The organism is Mycetohabitans sp. B3 (assembly GCF_021498065.1).
Taxonomy (GTDB): domain Bacteria; phylum Pseudomonadota; class Gammaproteobacteria; order Burkholderiales; family Burkholderiaceae; genus Mycetohabitans.
Genome location: NZ_JAHLKN010000010.1, coordinates 45,258 through 60,144 on the forward strand (window position 1 = coordinate 45,258; position 14,887 = coordinate 60,144).

Consider the following 14,887-nt stretch of genomic DNA (forward strand, 5'->3'; position numbering starts at 1 on the left):
GCATGTCGCGCGGGCGTGGGGCACATATCGTCAGCCCCAACACGCGTCACTGCGCACCTTGCCGGTACGCAGCGACCCAGCGCTATCTAATTCGGTCGGTGGCGGACGTCGCAAAATCGCCGCCCGGGCTGGGGCCGCCTCGTTGCTCGGGCTGCTTGGCGGGATGGGTCGGCACCGCCGCCCAGTCGGGGTGGACCGACGCCGACGTCCGGTCGGGGTCGGCTGGTGCCCGGTCGCCTTGCGCGGCGAAGTATTCACGGGCGGCGGCAACATCGCACGCGATCGCTCGGCCGAGCGCCTCCAGGTCCACAAACTTCTGTTCGTCGCGCAATTTCTCAAGAAATTCGACCCGCACCAGCTTGCTGTACGCGTCGCCATGCCAGTCCAGCAGATGCACTTCCAATAGGACGCGGCCGGAATCGTCCACGGTCGGGCGCCAGCCCAGGCTGGCTACGCCAGGTAACGGGCCCGCCTCAATGCCGTGCACCTGCACAATAAAGATGCCGGCCAGCGCGGGGCGCTTGTGCGAGATCGGCAGATTCAGCGTCGGAAAGCCCAGGTCGCGTCCCAGTTTCATGCCATGCACGACGTGGCCGCTGATGACAATCGCCCGGCCGAGCGCGGTGCGAGCCGCCGCGAGGTCGCCCGCAACGAGCGAGGCGCGCACGGCCGAGCTGGAGATGCGCGCGCCGGATGGGTCCGCCACAGTGGGCATCTGCTCGACCTCGAAGCCATACTGTGCGCCGGCTGCCTTCAGCGACAGAAAGTCACCGGCGCGCTTTGCCCCGTACCGGAAGTCGTCGCCGATCATCACCCAGCGCGCGTGCAATCCGTTGACGAGGATGTGCTCGACGAACGCGGCCGGCGACTGGCTGGCGAACGTGTGATTGAAATGCTCGACCACGACCCGGTCCACGCCGTTGCGCTGCAATGCTTCGAGCTTATCGCGCAGCATCGCGATGCGCGGCGGTGCGCCGGCCGGGTCGAAGAACTCGCGGGGGTGCGGTTCGAACGTCATCACGCAGACCGGCAGCGCGCGCGCGTTGGCGGCGGCGCGAACCCGCGCCAGCAACGCCTGGTGGCCGCGATGCACGCCGTCGAAGTTGCCGATCGTCAACGCGCAGGGCGCGCGGCTCTCGGCATTTGGAAGACCCCTGAAGACTCTCACGATGATTGGCCGGTCGGGCTGCGGCGTTCGATCGCCGCGCCGACGCATTGCGCCGGCACGTTGCCGCAAAGCCCACGATTATAAACGCTCGCACCCGGTTTCGGCGGGAACCGGCGGATCGACGTAGGCAGCAAGGGCGCCGATGATAAAATCCATGGATGAAAAAACTCGTCATCCTGATTTCCGGACGCGGCTCCAACATGGAGGCGATCGTACGCGCGTGCGCTGCGCAACGCTGGCCGGCGCGCGTTGCCGCAGTGGTGTCCAATCGCCCCGACGCCGCAGGCTTGGCGTTCGCGGCTGCGCACGGCATCGCCACGGCGGTCGTCGACCACACACAGTTCGACGGGCGCGATGCATTCGATGCGGCGCTGGCGCAGGTGCTGGACGCGCATGAGCCGGACCTCGTCGTGCTGGCCGGCTTCATGCGCGTGCTAACGCCGGCGTTTGTCGAGCGCTATGCGGCTCGCATGATGAATGTGCATCCATCGTTGCTACCGAGCTTCACGGGTCTGTATACGCATCAGCGCGCATTGGACGCGGGCGTCGCGGTGCACGGTGCCACGGTCCATTTCGTGACCGCCGCACTGGACCATGGCCCGATCATTGCGCAGGGCGTGGTGCCGGTGCTCGCCGGCGACGATGCCGCTGCGCTTGCTGCACGGGTGCTGCGCTTGGAACACGAGCTTTATCCGCGCGCGGTGCGCTGGTTTGTCGAGGACCGGCTGCGCGTGCGTGACGGCCGGGTGGAGTTGGCGGCTGCCGAGCCACGGCTGCTGTTTGGCGGGGACGCGGTATGAAGCTACATGGATTTTTGATCGGCCAGACCGAGACGTTGCTCGCCGACGTACTGAAGTTTACCGGTCCGGCCGACGCGGCCACGAGCCGATTCTTTCGGGCGCATCCGAAGCTTGGCCACGCCGAGCGTGGGGTGATTGCCGAGGCGGTATTTGCGGTGCTGCGCCGCAAGATGGAATATGGACATTTGGCCGAGAGCGGCAGCGGCACGCCAGCACGTCGGCTGGCGCTGCTTGGCTTGATGCAGACCGCTGGCCTGAACGCGTTGCGCCCGCATGTGTCGCAACAGGAATTCGCGTGGCTCGACCATGTGTCGAAGATCGATCCGGCGAGCTTGCCGGCGCGCGTGCGCACGAACCTGCCGCCATGGATCGAGGCCGCGCTGGGCGTCCGTCTGGCCACCACCGATGCCGGGCCGGATGCGGTGGCGCAGGAGCTGGTGCGGCTCGCCGCGGCGCTGAACTATCCGGCGCCGCTGGATCTGCGCGCCAACCCGATCCGCGCCAATCGCGATACGGTGCTCGCCGCGCTGGCGGAGGCTGGCGTGCAGGCGGAGCCGACGCCGTATGCGCCGCTGGGTATCCGGGTGGCCGGCAAGCCTGCGATCCATACGTTGGCCGCTTTCCAGCAAGGCTGGTTCGAGGTACAGGACGAGGGCAGCCAGCTGTTGTGCCAGCTGGTCGCGCCGCGCCGCGGCGAGATGATTGTCGATTTTTGCGCCGGAGCGGGCGGCAAGACGCTCGCGTTGGGTGCGATGATGCGCTCATCCGGACGGCTGTACGCGTTCGATGTGTCCGACAAGCGGTTAGGCAAACTCAAGCCCAGGCTCGCGCGTAGCGGCTTGTCGAACGTGCACCCAGTCGTCATCGATAGCGAGCATGATGTGAAGATCAAGCGGTTGGCCGGCAAGATCGATCGCGTGCTGGTCGATGCGCCCTGTAGTGGCCTAGGTACGCTGCGCCGCAATCCGGATCTCAAGTGGCGTCAAACGCCGCAATCGGTCGTTGAGTTGACGGTGAAACAGGCATCGATCCTCGCCGCCGCCGCGCGACTGCTCAAGCCGGGCGGACGGCTCGTCTACGCGACGTGCAGCTTGCTGGGTGACGAGAACGAGGGCATTGTCGAGTCATTCATCGCGGCTCACCCGATGTTCGAACGCGTGCCGGCGAGCCGGGTGCTGGCCGATCAAAAGATCGCGCTCGATACCGGCGATGACCTGACGCTGTGGCCGCACCGGCACAGCACCGACGGCTTCTTTGCGGCAGTGATGCAACGGGTGGCGTGACATGCAGGATCGGATACTGACCCACCGGTTCGGCGACTTGGTGCGCGACCTTGGCCAGCCGGCGATGCTCTGGCAAGTCGTTGCGCTGATCGGCGCGCTAGCGCTGGCATGGGGGCTCGCCGGTTATGCCCGCCAGCGACTGGATGCATATCGACGCGCCCGCAACGCGGCGGTGCGCTTCGGCGCGGATGGACTGAATAAGGCGTTGTTTCCGTTCCTCGGCTGGTTGATTGTGGGCGGCACGGGGCTTGTGCTGGGCCAGGCGATGAAAACGCCGCTATTGGAACTCGCGCGGGTACCGCTGTTCGGTATTGCGCTGATCTATGTGGCGTTGTACCTGATGCGCCGGGTGTTTTCCCGGGACGGGCACTTGCACGGGCTCGCGTACCTGGTTGAGAAAATCGTCACCGTGCTGGTATGGGCCGGCATGGTGCTGACCGTGATGGGCATTCAGGACGACGTGCTGCACTGGATGGCCAGCGTGCAATTTCACGTGGCCACCGCGCACGTGAGCCTATTGTCGCTGTGCAACGGCCTGCTGTGGGTCATGATCGCATTGATCGGCGCGCTATGGGCGGGCCGCGCGCTGGACGAGCGGCTGCTGCGGGCCAACTCACTCGATGCGAACCTGCAGGTCGTGCTGTCGCGCATCGGTCGTGCGGCGTTGATCCTGGCCGCGGTGCTCGTGAGCCTGTCGATCGTTGGCATCGATATCACCGTGCTTGGCGTATTCGGCGGCGCACTCGGCGTCGGGCTGGGCTTCGGATTGCAGAAGATTGCCAGCAACTACGTGTCGGGGTTTATCATCCTGCTGGACCGCTCGCTGCGGCTCGGGGATACGATTTGCGTGGGTGGTCTGCAAGGCCGGGTCACGCAGATCCGCACCCGCTACACGGTGGTGCGCGGGCTGGATGGCGTCGAGACGCTGGTGCCGAACGAAAAGTTAATCACCGACATTGTGCAGAACCAGTCGTCGTTCCTCACGCGCGGCTGGACCAAGGTGTCGGTCCAAGTGGCGTATAGTACGGACGTGGACCTCGCGATGCGCGTGCTCGTCCAAGCTACGCAGGGCGTAGAACGCGTGTTACAGGATCCGGCGCCTCGCCCTTATTTTGCCGGATTCGGTGCCAACGGGATCGACCTGGAGCTAGGTTTCTGGATTGCCGACGCGGCGCTCGGTATCGCGTCGGTGCGCTCGGCCGTCAACTACAATATCTGGGCCGGGTTCAATGCGCACGGTATCCGCGTTCCACTCGCGCAGCGCCGCGAGGTGCGGATCCTCAATGCCGCGGCCATCGAACCGTTGTCCGCTGCTATTGAACCGATGCCGGTCGCCGCAGTCAAAAGAGAAAATTAGCTGCATTCCTCCCCCTTTTCCTATGCCATGCACTAGAGTATGTTGCGCGTCAGAGGCTGCGACTGTGTGCCGCGCAACAGGGAATCATTTTTGTGACAGGCAATTGCGGCTGATCGGGTAGAATCTTGACTCAGCCCTTTCGCGGCCGCCGCGGCAGGTCACGTCCGATACTTCAATCGGGCTTTTTTCCGATTTTGTTTTCCGGGTATTAATTTGCTGAATTTCGCGCTTGATTTCGTTGCCCATGGCCTGTTGAACTGGTCTTGGTGGCAAATCGTGCTGTACACGCTCGTGATGACGCACATCACGATCATTGGTGTCACCGTCTATCTGCATCGGCACCAGGCGCATCGCGCGCTGGACTTGCATCCGATCGCCAGTCATTTCTTCCGCTTCTGGCTATGGCTGACCACGGGCATGGTCACGGGTCAGTGGGCGGCGATCCATCGCAAGCATCATGCGAAATGCGAGACTGATGAGGATCCGCACAGTCCGCAGACGCGTGGGATATGGAAAGTGCTGCTCGAAGGCGCCGAACTGTACCGCGCCGAGGCGAAGAACGAGCAAACGCTGAAGAAATACGGGCACGGCACGCCGGACGATTGGCTCGAGCGGCATGTCTACGCGAAGCATGCGGTGCTTGGCGTGACGATCATGGCGTTGATCGACCTGGCGCTGTTCGGCATCGTCGGCATTTCGGTGTGGGCTATCCAGATGGTGTGGATTCCGTTCTGGGCCGCTGGCGTGGTCAACGGCCTCGGTCATTTCTGGGGCTACCGCAATTTCAACTGTGCGGATGCAAGCACGAACCTGTTCCCATGGGGCATTTTGATTGGGGGCGAGGAGCTGCACAACAATCACCATACCTATGCGACGTCGGCAAAGCTGTCGAACAAGTGGTACGAGTTCGACATCGGCTGGATGTACATCCGACTCATGTCAGCATGCCGGCTCGCGAAGGTGAAAAAAATTGCGCCGACGCCGAAGCTGGCGGCGCGCAAGGCGGTGCCCGACCTGGACACATTGCACGCGGTGCTAGCCAATCGTTATGAGGTGATGGCGCGCTACGCGAAAACGGTCAAGCGGGCGTACCGGCAGGAGTTGGCGCACTTGAAGGAATTGGGCGCGCGTGAGAAGTACGCGCTGATCAAGGGCGCGCGCGAGTGGATCCACAAGGATGAGGCCGGTCTGGACGAGCCGCAAAAAAGGCAACTGATGCAGATCTTCGCCAGCAGCCAGCGCCTGCGCACGTATTACCAGTTGCGGGCGGAGTTGGCGCAGATATGGGAGCGCTCGAACGCGTCACGCGAGCAGTTGCTGTCGCACTTGCAGGACTGGTGCCATCGCGCGGAGCAAAGCGGCATCAAGGCATTGCAGGAGTTCGCACTGCGCCTGCGCCGCTACGCGTAAAGGCGGGCATCGGTAAATTCCGTTACACTTGGAGTCCGTCTTGCCGCAAAAACCCCGCATAGGCGGGGTTTTTTATTTCGGCGCACGATGCGGCCACCAGCGTGCGTCAATTGGGATTCGCGGGTGGTGGCGCGGGCGGTCATACTGAGTACTGAGCAGCGGGAGGATGACAATGAACCAGCGTTCGATTAGGATGGTCGAGTTCGACAAGCCGGTGATGCCCGACGGAGCTTGCAGCGTCGGGCAAGCATGGGCGCGCGTGCCGCACAGCCTATCGGTGGCCGAGCGCGCCGAGTTACGTGTGCGTATCCGCGAGTTGCTGGCGCAGCAGCAGGCCGTGCTGGTCGCTCATTATTATGTCGACCCGGAGCTGCAGTCGCTCGCGGAGGAGACCGGAGGGTGTGTCGCCGATTCGCTGGAAATGGCCCGGTTCGGCCGCGATCACGACGCCCGTACACTGGTCGTGGCCGGTGTGCGTTTCATGGGCGAGACCGCGAAGATTCTGAGCCCCGAAAAGCGCGTGTTGATGCCGGACCTGGATGCGACGTGCTCGCTCGATCTGGGTTGTCCTGCCGACCAGTTTGCCGCGTTCTGCGACGCTCATCCCGACCGAACCGTCGTCGTGTACGCGAACACGAGCGCGGCGGTCAAGGCCCGTGCGCACTGGATGGTGACTTCATCAATTGGGCTGGATATCGTCGCCGCGCTGCATGCGCGCGGCGAGAAGATCTTATGGGCGCCGGACCGCCATCTGGGCAGCTACATCCAGCGCAAGACTGGCGCCGATATGCTGATGTGGCAAGGCTCGTGTCTCGTGCACGACGAATTCAAGGGGATCGAGCTTGACTTGTTGCGCGCCGAGCATCCGGACGCCAAGGTACTCGTGCATCCGGAGTCGCCAGAATCAGTCGTTGCGCAGGCCGACGTGGTCGGTTCAACCACGCAACTGATCGACGCGGCGAAGGCGCTTGACGCGACTCGCTTTATCGTGGCCACCGACTTGGGCATCCTGTACAAAATGCAGGCGGCGGCGCCGGGTAAGACGTTCATCGCCGCGCCGACCGCGGGCAACAGCGCAACGTGTAAAAGCTGTGCGCATTGTCCATGGATGGCGATGAACGGCCTGACCAATCTCGCCGCCGTGCTGCAGTCCGGTGCAAACGAGATATTTGTCGATCCGGTCATCGCTCAGCGTGCTCGGATGCCGATTGACCGCATGCTGGACTTCGCGGCGCAAAAAAAGCGCAATGTACGGGCGAGCGGCGACCTGGCGAGCGATGATGCGTTGTTTCGACATGTGGGGGCGGCGTGATGGGCGTTACCGGGACAAGCCGCGAGATCCGCACGGTGGCGGCGCCGCAGTGGGACGGCTATGAGCCAATCCGTCAGCACTATGGCGACGCGTTCACGGCCGCGCTGCGCCGAAACGTGCAAGACGCGCTGGCCGAGGATGTTGGCGCGTGCGACTGGACGGGCTTGCTCGTGCCCGCCAATGACGTGTTCGACGCCCGGATCATCGTGCGTGAGCCCGCCGTGCTATGCGGTGTACTTTGGTTTGTCGAAGTGATGCGCAGTGTCGATGCCCGCATCGAACTGTCATGGCATTATCGTGAAGGCGAATGGATGCACGCCGATACGCCAGTGTGCTCGTTGCGAGGCCCCGCGCGCGCGCTGCTGACGGCCGAGCGCAGTGGCTTGAATTTTCTGCAGTTGCTGTCCGGCGTCGCGACGGCCACGCGTCGATATGTCGAGGCGATAGCCGGCACCCGGGCGCGGATTCTCGATACGCGCAAGACGCTGCCTGGCCTGCGGCTGGCGCAAAAATATGCCGTTCGGGTCGGCGGCGGCGACAACCAGCGGCTGGCGCTGTATGACGGCATCCTCATTAAGGAAAATCATATTGCAGCCGCGGGCGGTGTCGCCGCCGCGTTGCAGGCCGCGCATGCGTTGCAGGCGAGTGTGCCGGTGCAGATCGAGGTTGAGACGCTCGAACAGCTGCAGGTGGCGCTGGCACATCGTGCTCAATCGGTGTTGCTGGACAACTTCACGCTGGACATGATGCGTGATGCGGTTGCACTGAACGATCATCGGGCTCTGCTTGAGGTCTCTGGGGGCGTCGGCTTGGACACGGTGCGCGATATCGCGGCGACCGGCGTGGATCGAATATCGATTGGCGCACTGACCAAGGATGTGCGCGCGAGCGACTATTCGATGCGAATCCTCGATCGCGCGTAGCACTCGGCGCCGGACTGCGGCGGACGTAGCCGCGGGCGATCAGATTGAGCGGTGGCGGAATCGCTTCGGGCTCAGCACCGTTGGCAGCGCTTTAGGCAATGCCTGCTCCCAGTCGCGGCTGAAATGCAAACCGCGGCTTTCGAGCCGGGAGCGGGCGCTGTCGACGATCAGCAATGCAACATCGACCAGGTTGCGCAACTCGAGCAGGTCACGGCTGATACGAAAATTCGCATAGTACTCGTGGATCTCATCGCGCAGCAGCGCCAGTCGGTGCTTCGCCCGTGCCAGCCGCTTGTCGGTTCGCACGATGCCGACATAGTTCCACATCAGCCGCCGCACCTCGTCCCAGTTGTGAGCCACGACGACCTCTTCGTCAGCATCGGACACGCGGCTCTCGTCCCACTGCGGCAATGTGAGAGGGTGCGCGGCATGAAACCCCACGTTTTCGATGGCTCGCGCCGCGGCCCTGCCGATCACCAGGCACTCCAGCAGCGAATTGCTTGCAAGCCGGTTGGCGCCATGCAAGCCCGTATAGGCGGTTTCGCCGACTGCGTAGAGTCCGGTGAGATCGGTTCGGCCGGCCAGGTCGGTCACGACGCCGCCGCACGTGTAGTGGGCAGCCGGCACGACGGGGATCGGGGCACGCGTGATATCGATGCCGAACTGCTGGCATCGGGCGAGGATTGTCGGAAAGTGCTCACGCAGGAATGCAGCCGGTTGGTGACTGATATCGAGATAGACGCAATCGATACCGCGCTTCTTGATTTCGAAGTCAATTGCACGGGCGACGATGTCGCGTGGTGCCAATTCCGCGCGCTCATCATACTGCGGCATGAAGCGGGTGCCGTCCGGCAACTTCAGCAATCCGCCTTCGCCGCGCACCGCCTCGGAAATGAGAAATGAGCCGGCATACGGATGGTACAGGCAGGTCGGATGGAATTGGATGAACTCCATGTTCGCCACCCGTGCACCAGCCCGCCAGGCCATCGCAATGCCGTCGCCGGTCGCGGTATCTGGGTTCGTCGTGTATAAATAGACTTTGCCGGCGCCGCCGGTGGCTAGCACGGTGTGCGGTGTCTCGATCGTCAGTGTCTTGCCGCTGTCAATGTCGAGCACGTACAGCCCGAAGCAATGCCGGCCCGGCAACCCGAGCCGGTCGGACGTGACCAGGTCAATCGCGCAGTGATGCTCAAGCAGGGCAATGTTCGGGCGTTGACGGGCTTGTTCGATGAGTGTCGACAGCACCGCATGGCCGGTGGCATCAGCCGCGTGAATGATGCGCCGATGGCTGTGTCCGCCTTCGCGCGTCAGGTGAAACCCCAATTCGGCGTTATCGTCCTGGGTGAACGGCACGCCTTCGCCGATCAACCATTCGATCGCCGCGCGTGCGTTCTCGACGATGAAGCGCGTCGCGGGTTCGTCGCATAGGCCTGCGCCGGCGACTAGCGTATCGCGGACATGGCTGTCGATGCTGTCTGCCGAGTCCAGCACGGCTGCGATGCCACCTTGCGCCCAGTCGCTAGCACCGTCGGACAGGGCTCGCTTTGCGATGACGGCGACCCGACAAGTGGGCGCCAGGTTCAGCGCCACACTTAGCCCGGCCAGTCCACTACCGACGATGACGACGTCGAAATTCATTGGGATAATCTCCTCATACCCTACGTGACGGGTCCGGACCCATACGCCGAAACGAAGGAGCATACCCCGATGCGACACGACGTGCAAAAAGCAAAAGACCCCGGAGTTCGGGGTCTTTTGCTCTTCGTCAGGCTCTACAGTCTCGAGAGACATTGAACTTCCGATCGGCGGACCAATCGGAGGCCCCATAGATCCATTATTTGATCTTCGTTTCCTTGTATTCGACGTGCTTGCGCGCGACCGGGTCGAACTTCATGATCGCCATCTTTTCGGGCATCGTGCGCTTGTTCTTCGTCGTGGTGTAGAAGTGACCGGTTCCGGCCGTCGATTCCAGCTTGATCTTGTCGCGAGCGCCTTTGGCCATGTCGCAGCTCCTTAAGCTTCACCGCGCGCACGCAGGTCTGCGAGCACGGGATCGATGCCATTCTTGTCGATCAGGCGCAGGCCCGCGTTCGAAACGCGCAGTCGCACCCAGCGATTTTCGCTTTCCACCCAGAACCGGCGGCTTTGCAAGTTCGGGAGGAAGCGACGCTTGGTCTTGTTGTTCGCGTGGGAAACGTTATTGCCGACCATCGGCGCTTTCCCAGTAACTTGACATTTGCGTGCCATCAGAGCACTCCTAATACGCTTAAATTCGGGTGATACGAAAGGGGTGGTACGGGCAAACCGCAATCCTAGCAGAAAAAGACAAGAAAAATCAACCTGTTTGTGTCATCCGCACTGACTGCCGCGCGCGCCCGGCTATAGCAGTCCGTGGCGCGCGAGTGACAAAATAGTGTCCGATGTCACGATGAAATGATCGAGCAGCTTGACGTCCATTAAGCACAACGCATCCTTGAGCGTGCGTGTCATCGACAGGTCCGCCGCACTGGGCTGCGCCGCGCCGGATGGATGGTTATGCGCGATGATCAACGCGGCGGCGTTGGTCTGCAGCGCGCGTCTGACGACTTCGCGCGGATAGACCGCAGCATGCGACAACGAGCCGCGAGAGAGTTCTTCCGCATGGATCATACGCAGTCGGGTGTCGAGGAACAAGCAAACAAACACCTCATAGGGCCGGGTGCCAATCATCAGTCGCAGATAGTCTTCGACGATCTCGGGGCGATCCAGCGTCGCCTGCTCGCGCGACTGCTCGCCCAGTGCGCGTCGTGCGATCTCCGTGGCCGCCTGCAACCGCGCAATCTTTGCCGGTCCGACGCCGGTGACTTGAATCAGCTCGTCATGGGACGCGCTGAACAACCCGCGCAATGAGCCGAAGCGCGCTAGCAATTGCTGACCCAGTCCGACCGCATCGCGTCCGCGAATGCCGCTGCCCAGGTACAGCGCGACCAACTCCGCATCGGTCAGGGCACTCGCGCCGGCAACGAACAATCGCTCCCGTGGCCGCTCGTTTTCCGGCCATTGGCGGATCGGGATCGGCACATGTCGGCGCGCCGTCGAGTCGTCGGTTCCGGATTGCATTGATTAACCTCCATGTTGGTGTCGCTGCGGTGGCTTACAATGACAGCTTGCGTGGTCGCAGCCCGCGACGCGCGGTATTCAAAACTTGCGCATGAGCATCATTGATATTTCCGAGGTGAAGCCCGGTTCCCATGTCACGCTGCACTACCGGCTTTCGCTGGAGGGGGGCGCGGACATCGTCAACACGTTCGACGACAAGCCCGCGACGCTGTTGCTCGGCGCGGGACAGCTCGCGGGACCTCTGGAGGACATTCTGCTCGGCATGAAGGTCGGACACCACTCGACCATCCGGCTGACGCCGGAGCAGGCATTCGGCTTGCGTAATCCAGAACTGGTGCAGAAGGTCTCGCTAGCCACGCTGCGTGAAAATTCGATGATCGACGAGGATTTCTCTCCGGGTGATTTGGTCGAATTCAACGCGCCCAGCGGGGCGCGCTATGCCGGCGTGCTCAAGGAGGTCGGCGAGACGTACGCGCTGTTCGACTTCAACCACCCGCTGGCCGGCCAGCATCTGACCTTTGAGGTCCAGATCATCGGCATCCTGTAGGAAGCGCCATGACCGCAACCACCGAATACCCGAGCGAAATATTACTGGCACAGCCGCGTGGGTTCTGCGCGGGAGTCGACCGGGCGATCGAGATCGTCGAGCGTGCGTTGACGCTGTTCGGTTCGCCGATCTATGTGCGTCACGAGATCGTGCATAACGCCTATGTCGTGGACGACCTGCGTCGCAAGGGCGCGGTATTCGTTGAATCGCTCGACGACGTCCCGCACGGTGCGACGCTGATATTTAGCGCGCACGGGGTGCCAAAGGCAGTGCGGGCCCGCGCGCTTGACAGAGGATTGCGGGTCTTTGACGCCACCTGTCCGCTGGTCACCAAGGTGCACATGGAGGTGGCCAAGCTGCGTGCTGAAGGTTGCGAGATCGTGATGGTTGGCCATCGCGGTCACCCGGAGGTTGAAGGTACGATGGGGCAGGCCAATGCAGGCATGCACTTAGTCGAGACCGCGGCGGATGTCGCTGCGCTAGAGGTCGCCGATCCCCACCGGCTTGCGTACGTGACGCAGACCACGCTGTCGATTGACGATGCAATGGAGGTGATCGGCGCGCTGAAGGCGCGCTTTCCCGCCATTCGCGAGCCGAAAAAGCAAGACATCTGCTACGCGACGCAGAACCGGCAGGATGCGGTGAAATTCATGGCGCCGCAGTGCGACGTCGTGATCGTCGTCGGCAGCCCGAACAGTTCCAACTCGAACCGCCTGCGCGAAGTGGCGGAAAAGCGGGGCGTGCCGGCCTACATGGTCGATGCGCCGGAGCAAATCGATCCTGCCTGGCTGGACGGCAAACAACGCGTCGGCGTGACGGCGGGCGCCTCGGCACCCGAGGCACTGGCACAGGCAGTCGTTGAGCGGTTGCGTCAATTGGGTGCTTGCCAAGTCCGGACGCTGGATGGCGTCCAGGAAAATGTTTCCTTCCCGTTGCCCAAAGGGCTGGCGCTACAAGTCTGAGCCATCGCGGCGCCGTCTTGCGCCTGAGGCGGCGTCGACGCGCGCAAAGTTTTGCGTGCGGCCTCTTATGCAGTCAACGGGGCTTCGCCGCCGCATGGGTGCTGTGTTCACCATGAGATCGCGGGCGACGCCTAAAAATGCATCGTACTCCCGCGCTTCGCGTTGGCGCTGGACGAAATCGCGCATTAGATCGCGCACCACTTGGGACGCCGGGTGGTGCGTTGCTTTGGCCTCGGCCATGAAAGCGCCGCGCAGCTCGGGTTCCAGTTTCATCGTGAAACAGGGTTTTTTGACACGGCTTACCTCAATCCATGAATGGATACTGGCTAGGTATATGCGATGTCAGTATTAATGGCAGCCTTCGTCTTTCGCCGACGCGGCCGGCGCATGCACTTCGCCAAATCAGGCGTGGTTTTGAATATTGGCCACTGCAAAAACGGAGTTACAATGCGCGCGTTTCGTGACCTGTTCAGGGACGAAAGTCGTCTTGCTGTAAGGCGCGGAAGACCTCTTCATGGGGGACCGATTGGTTGGCACTGTATCCGGGACGCGCTTGCGGCGTACACCGATCGCACGCAGCAGGATGAAACGAAGACTGGCGGATTTGGCCGCAGCGTCATATTCGGAAAGTGGGGCCGCGATTCGCACGGGGCAGAAAATGAGTTGTCCATTGACGAAATTGGTCTGTCACTTAAACACTATCCAAGTGGCTCATCGAGCCATCGGCATCGAGCCCGCCCGTCGCGGGTTATGCGTGCGCAACGGTTTTTGGGCCGTTGCCCACAGGCAGACCTCGGCGCCAGGTCGTGTGCGGCTCACTGACTACAGCGAGGTAATGCGCCATATCGAACTTGTTGACAACGGCGTATAACGCTGCGGCACCGGGCTAATCCTCGGTGCCGTTTTCGTATCCGCCACGCCAATTGACGTATTTTCATGACGAATACGCCAATGTCGTCGGCGGCAGACCTTTACCGGTTCATTGGGGTACCAGGAGCACCGCGCGCTTCGCATCGTCACGCCGTCACCTACGGCCAGGTTGCGGTCCGTGGCGTACGGTCCAAGGAGCATTCGATGGATATTTTTATCCAACAGATCTTGAATGGTCTGGTGCTGGGCAGCGTCTACGCGATGATCGCGCTGGGCTATACGATGGTGTACGGGATTCTGGGCATCATCAACTTCGCGCATGGCGACGTATTGATGGTGGGCGCGATGGTCGCGCTTTCGGCGGTCAGCGTGCTGCAAGCGCACTTCCCCGGACTAGGCAACGTGCTCACGCTGGTCCTTGCACTGGTGATCGCCGCGGCCGTCTGTGCGTGCCTCGGTTTCACGATCGAGAAGGTGGCGTACCGGCCGCTGCGTCGTGCGCCGCGGCTGGCTCCCCTGATCACCGCCATCGGCGCTTCCATTCTGTTGCAGACGTTAGCGATGGTCATTTGGGGACGCAATCCGTTGTCGTTTCCGCAGTTGATTTCCACCGATCCGATCAATGTCATCAAGGCCACCGATACGTCGCCCGGCGCCGTGATCTCACCCACAGAAGTGGTGATCATCGTCACGGCATTTGTCGTGATGGTCGCTCTGCTGCTGCTGGTGCACAAGACCAAGCTCGGACGAGCAATGCGCGCGGTCGCGGAGAACCCGAATGTGGCCAGCTTGATGGGCGTGAACCCGAACTTCGTGATCTCGGCGACGTTCATGATTGGTTCGGCGCTGGCTGCCCTGGCTGGCGCGATGATCGCCTCCGAGTACGGCAACGTGCACTTCTACATGGGCTTCATCCCGGGCTTAAAGGCATTCACGGCAGCGGTGCTGGGGGGCATTGGTAATCTGGGCGGCGCCATGGTGGGGGGCGTGCTGCTGGGGCTGATTGAGCAACTGGGCGCTGGCTACATCGGTGATTTCACCGGCGGAGTGATCGGCAGTAACTACCAAGACGTGTTTGCGTTCGTGGTGCTGATCCTCGTGCTGGTCTTGCGTCCGTCCGGCTTATTGGGCGAGCGCGTTGCCGATCGTGCCTGAC

The 14,887-nt window shown here is 62.5% G+C and carries 15 protein-coding genes; 9 read left to right on the forward strand and 6 right to left on the reverse strand.

The features are described 5' to 3' along the window. Positions 1-82: 82 nt before the first annotated feature. The gene (locus KQH55_RS01765; RefSeq protein ID WP_139336994.1) at positions 83-1,216 is read right to left on the reverse strand and encodes a bifunctional riboflavin kinase/FAD synthetase; all 1,134 of its coding nucleotides are present in this window, start codon (positions 1,214-1,216) and stop codon (positions 83-85) included. A 110-nt stretch (positions 1,217-1,326) separates the two neighbouring features. Here KQH55_RS01765 and purN point away from each other — a divergent pair, with 110 nt between their 5' ends. From purN to nadC, 6 genes are all read left to right on the forward strand, one after another. Next, positions 1,327-1,968 carry a phosphoribosylglycinamide formyltransferase gene (purN, locus tag KQH55_RS01770; RefSeq protein WP_076796995.1) on the forward strand — a complete coding sequence of 214 codons (642 nt, stop codon included), beginning with the start codon at positions 1,327-1,329 and terminating at the stop codon, positions 1,966-1,968. Beyond that, positions 1,965-3,251: an RsmB/NOP family class I SAM-dependent RNA methyltransferase gene (locus tag KQH55_RS01775; protein WP_076796996.1), complete on the forward strand. Its 1,287-nt coding sequence runs from the start codon at positions 1,965-1,967 to the stop codon at positions 3,249-3,251. Before purN ends, KQH55_RS01775 begins: the two co-directional genes overlap by 4 nt. Before the next feature lies 1 nt (position 3,252). Beyond that, complete coding sequence (locus tag KQH55_RS01780; RefSeq protein WP_235090090.1) at positions 3,253-4,608, forward strand: mechanosensitive ion channel family protein; 1,356 nt, start codon at positions 3,253-3,255, stop codon at positions 4,606-4,608. Positions 4,609-4,821: 213 nt separating this feature from the next. Next, complete coding sequence (locus KQH55_RS01785) at positions 4,822-6,018, forward strand: fatty acid desaturase (RefSeq protein WP_076785375.1); 1,197 nt, start codon at positions 4,822-4,824, stop codon at positions 6,016-6,018. Positions 6,019-6,190: 172 nt separating this feature from the next. Beyond that, complete coding sequence (nadA, locus tag KQH55_RS01790; protein ID WP_235090091.1) at positions 6,191-7,330, forward strand: quinolinate synthase NadA; 1,140 nt, start codon at positions 6,191-6,193, stop codon at positions 7,328-7,330. Then, positions 7,330-8,253 carry a carboxylating nicotinate-nucleotide diphosphorylase gene (gene nadC, locus KQH55_RS01795; protein ID WP_175972458.1) on the forward strand — a complete coding sequence of 308 codons (924 nt, stop codon included), beginning with the start codon at positions 7,330-7,332 and terminating at the stop codon, positions 8,251-8,253. Before nadA ends, nadC begins: the two co-directional genes overlap by 1 nt. A gap of 39 nt (positions 8,254-8,292) precedes the next feature. Here the strand turns inward: nadC and nadB are convergent, their stop codons facing one another. From nadB to radC, 4 genes are all read right to left on the reverse strand, one after another. Continuing rightward, positions 8,293-9,891 carry an L-aspartate oxidase gene (nadB, locus tag KQH55_RS01800; RefSeq protein WP_076796999.1) on the reverse strand — a complete coding sequence of 533 codons (1,599 nt, stop codon included), beginning with the start codon at positions 9,889-9,891 and terminating at the stop codon, positions 8,293-8,295. A 196-nt stretch (positions 9,892-10,087) separates the two neighbouring features. After that, on the reverse strand, positions 10,088-10,255 hold the full coding sequence (gene rpmG, locus KQH55_RS01805) for a 50S ribosomal protein L33 (protein ID WP_013434320.1): 168 nt from the start codon (positions 10,253-10,255) through the stop codon (positions 10,088-10,090). 11 nt (positions 10,256-10,266) lie between these two features. Then, positions 10,267-10,500 carry a 50S ribosomal protein L28 gene (gene rpmB, locus KQH55_RS01810; RefSeq protein ID WP_041753083.1) on the reverse strand — a complete coding sequence of 78 codons (234 nt, stop codon included), beginning with the start codon at positions 10,498-10,500 and terminating at the stop codon, positions 10,267-10,269. Between the two features lie 132 nt (positions 10,501-10,632). After that, complete coding sequence (radC, locus tag KQH55_RS01815) at positions 10,633-11,352, reverse strand: DNA repair protein RadC (protein WP_076785372.1); 720 nt, start codon at positions 11,350-11,352, stop codon at positions 10,633-10,635. Positions 11,353-11,443: 91 nt separating this feature from the next. On the opposite strand from radC, the gene KQH55_RS01820 reads away from it, so the two are divergent. Both KQH55_RS01820 and ispH read left to right on the forward strand, forming a co-directional pair. Beyond that, positions 11,444-11,899 (forward strand): peptidylprolyl isomerase, encoded by a 456-nt coding sequence (locus KQH55_RS01820; RefSeq protein WP_076797000.1) that lies wholly within the window; start codon positions 11,444-11,446, stop codon positions 11,897-11,899. Between the two features lie 8 nt (positions 11,900-11,907). Beyond that, the gene (ispH, locus tag KQH55_RS01825; protein ID WP_076785370.1) at positions 11,908-12,861 is read left to right on the forward strand and encodes a 4-hydroxy-3-methylbut-2-enyl diphosphate reductase; all 954 of its coding nucleotides are present in this window, start codon (positions 11,908-11,910) and stop codon (positions 12,859-12,861) included. On the opposite strand, the gene KQH55_RS01830 is transcribed toward ispH, so the two are convergent. Next, complete coding sequence (locus tag KQH55_RS01830) at positions 12,850-13,134, reverse strand: hypothetical protein (protein ID WP_076785369.1); 285 nt, start codon at positions 13,132-13,134, stop codon at positions 12,850-12,852. The genes ispH and KQH55_RS01830 overlap by 12 nt on opposite strands. An 801-nt stretch (positions 13,135-13,935) precedes the next feature. Between KQH55_RS01830 and KQH55_RS01835 the strand changes: the two genes are divergently transcribed. Further along, entirely contained in the window at positions 13,936-14,886 is a 951-nt protein-coding gene (locus KQH55_RS01835) for a branched-chain amino acid ABC transporter permease (protein ID WP_076797369.1), read from the forward strand. Position 14,887 lies beyond the last annotated feature (1 nt).

Excerpts from the sequence above, each read along its gene's own strand:
- KQH55_RS01765 (WP_139336994.1), bottom strand. The coding sequence starts at position 1,216 with ATGCGTCGGCGCGGCGATCGAACGCCGCAGCCCGACCGGCCAATCATC.
- purN (WP_076796995.1), top strand. The coding sequence starts at position 1,327 with ATGAAAAAACTCGTCATCCTGATTTCCGGACGCGGCTCCAACATGGAG.
- KQH55_RS01775 (WP_076796996.1), top strand. The coding sequence starts at position 1,965 with ATGAAGCTACATGGATTTTTGATCGGCCAGACCGAGACGTTGCTCGCC.
- KQH55_RS01780 (WP_235090090.1), top strand. The coding sequence starts at position 3,253 with ATGCAGGATCGGATACTGACCCACCGGTTCGGCGACTTGGTGCGCGAC.
- nadA (WP_235090091.1), top strand. The coding sequence starts at position 6,191 with ATGAACCAGCGTTCGATTAGGATGGTCGAGTTCGACAAGCCGGTGATG.
- nadC (WP_175972458.1), top strand. The coding sequence starts at position 7,330 with ATGGGCGTTACCGGGACAAGCCGCGAGATCCGCACGGTGGCGGCGCCG.
- nadB (WP_076796999.1), bottom strand. The coding sequence starts at position 9,891 with ATGAATTTCGACGTCGTCATCGTCGGTAGTGGACTGGCCGGGCTAAGT.
- rpmG (WP_013434320.1), bottom strand. The coding sequence starts at position 10,255 with ATGGCCAAAGGCGCTCGCGACAAGATCAAGCTGGAATCGACGGCCGGA.
- rpmB (WP_041753083.1), bottom strand. The coding sequence starts at position 10,500 with ATGGCACGCAAATGTCAAGTTACTGGGAAAGCGCCGATGGTCGGCAAT.
- radC (WP_076785372.1), bottom strand. The coding sequence starts at position 11,352 with ATGCAATCCGGAACCGACGACTCGACGGCGCGCCGACATGTGCCGATC.
- KQH55_RS01820 (WP_076797000.1), top strand. The coding sequence starts at position 11,444 with ATGAGCATCATTGATATTTCCGAGGTGAAGCCCGGTTCCCATGTCACG.
- ispH (WP_076785370.1), top strand. The coding sequence starts at position 11,908 with ATGACCGCAACCACCGAATACCCGAGCGAAATATTACTGGCACAGCCG.
- KQH55_RS01830 (WP_076785369.1), bottom strand. The coding sequence starts at position 13,134 with ATGAAACTGGAACCCGAGCTGCGCGGCGCTTTCATGGCCGAGGCCAAA.
- KQH55_RS01835 (WP_076797369.1), top strand. The coding sequence starts at position 13,936 with ATGGATATTTTTATCCAACAGATCTTGAATGGTCTGGTGCTGGGCAGC.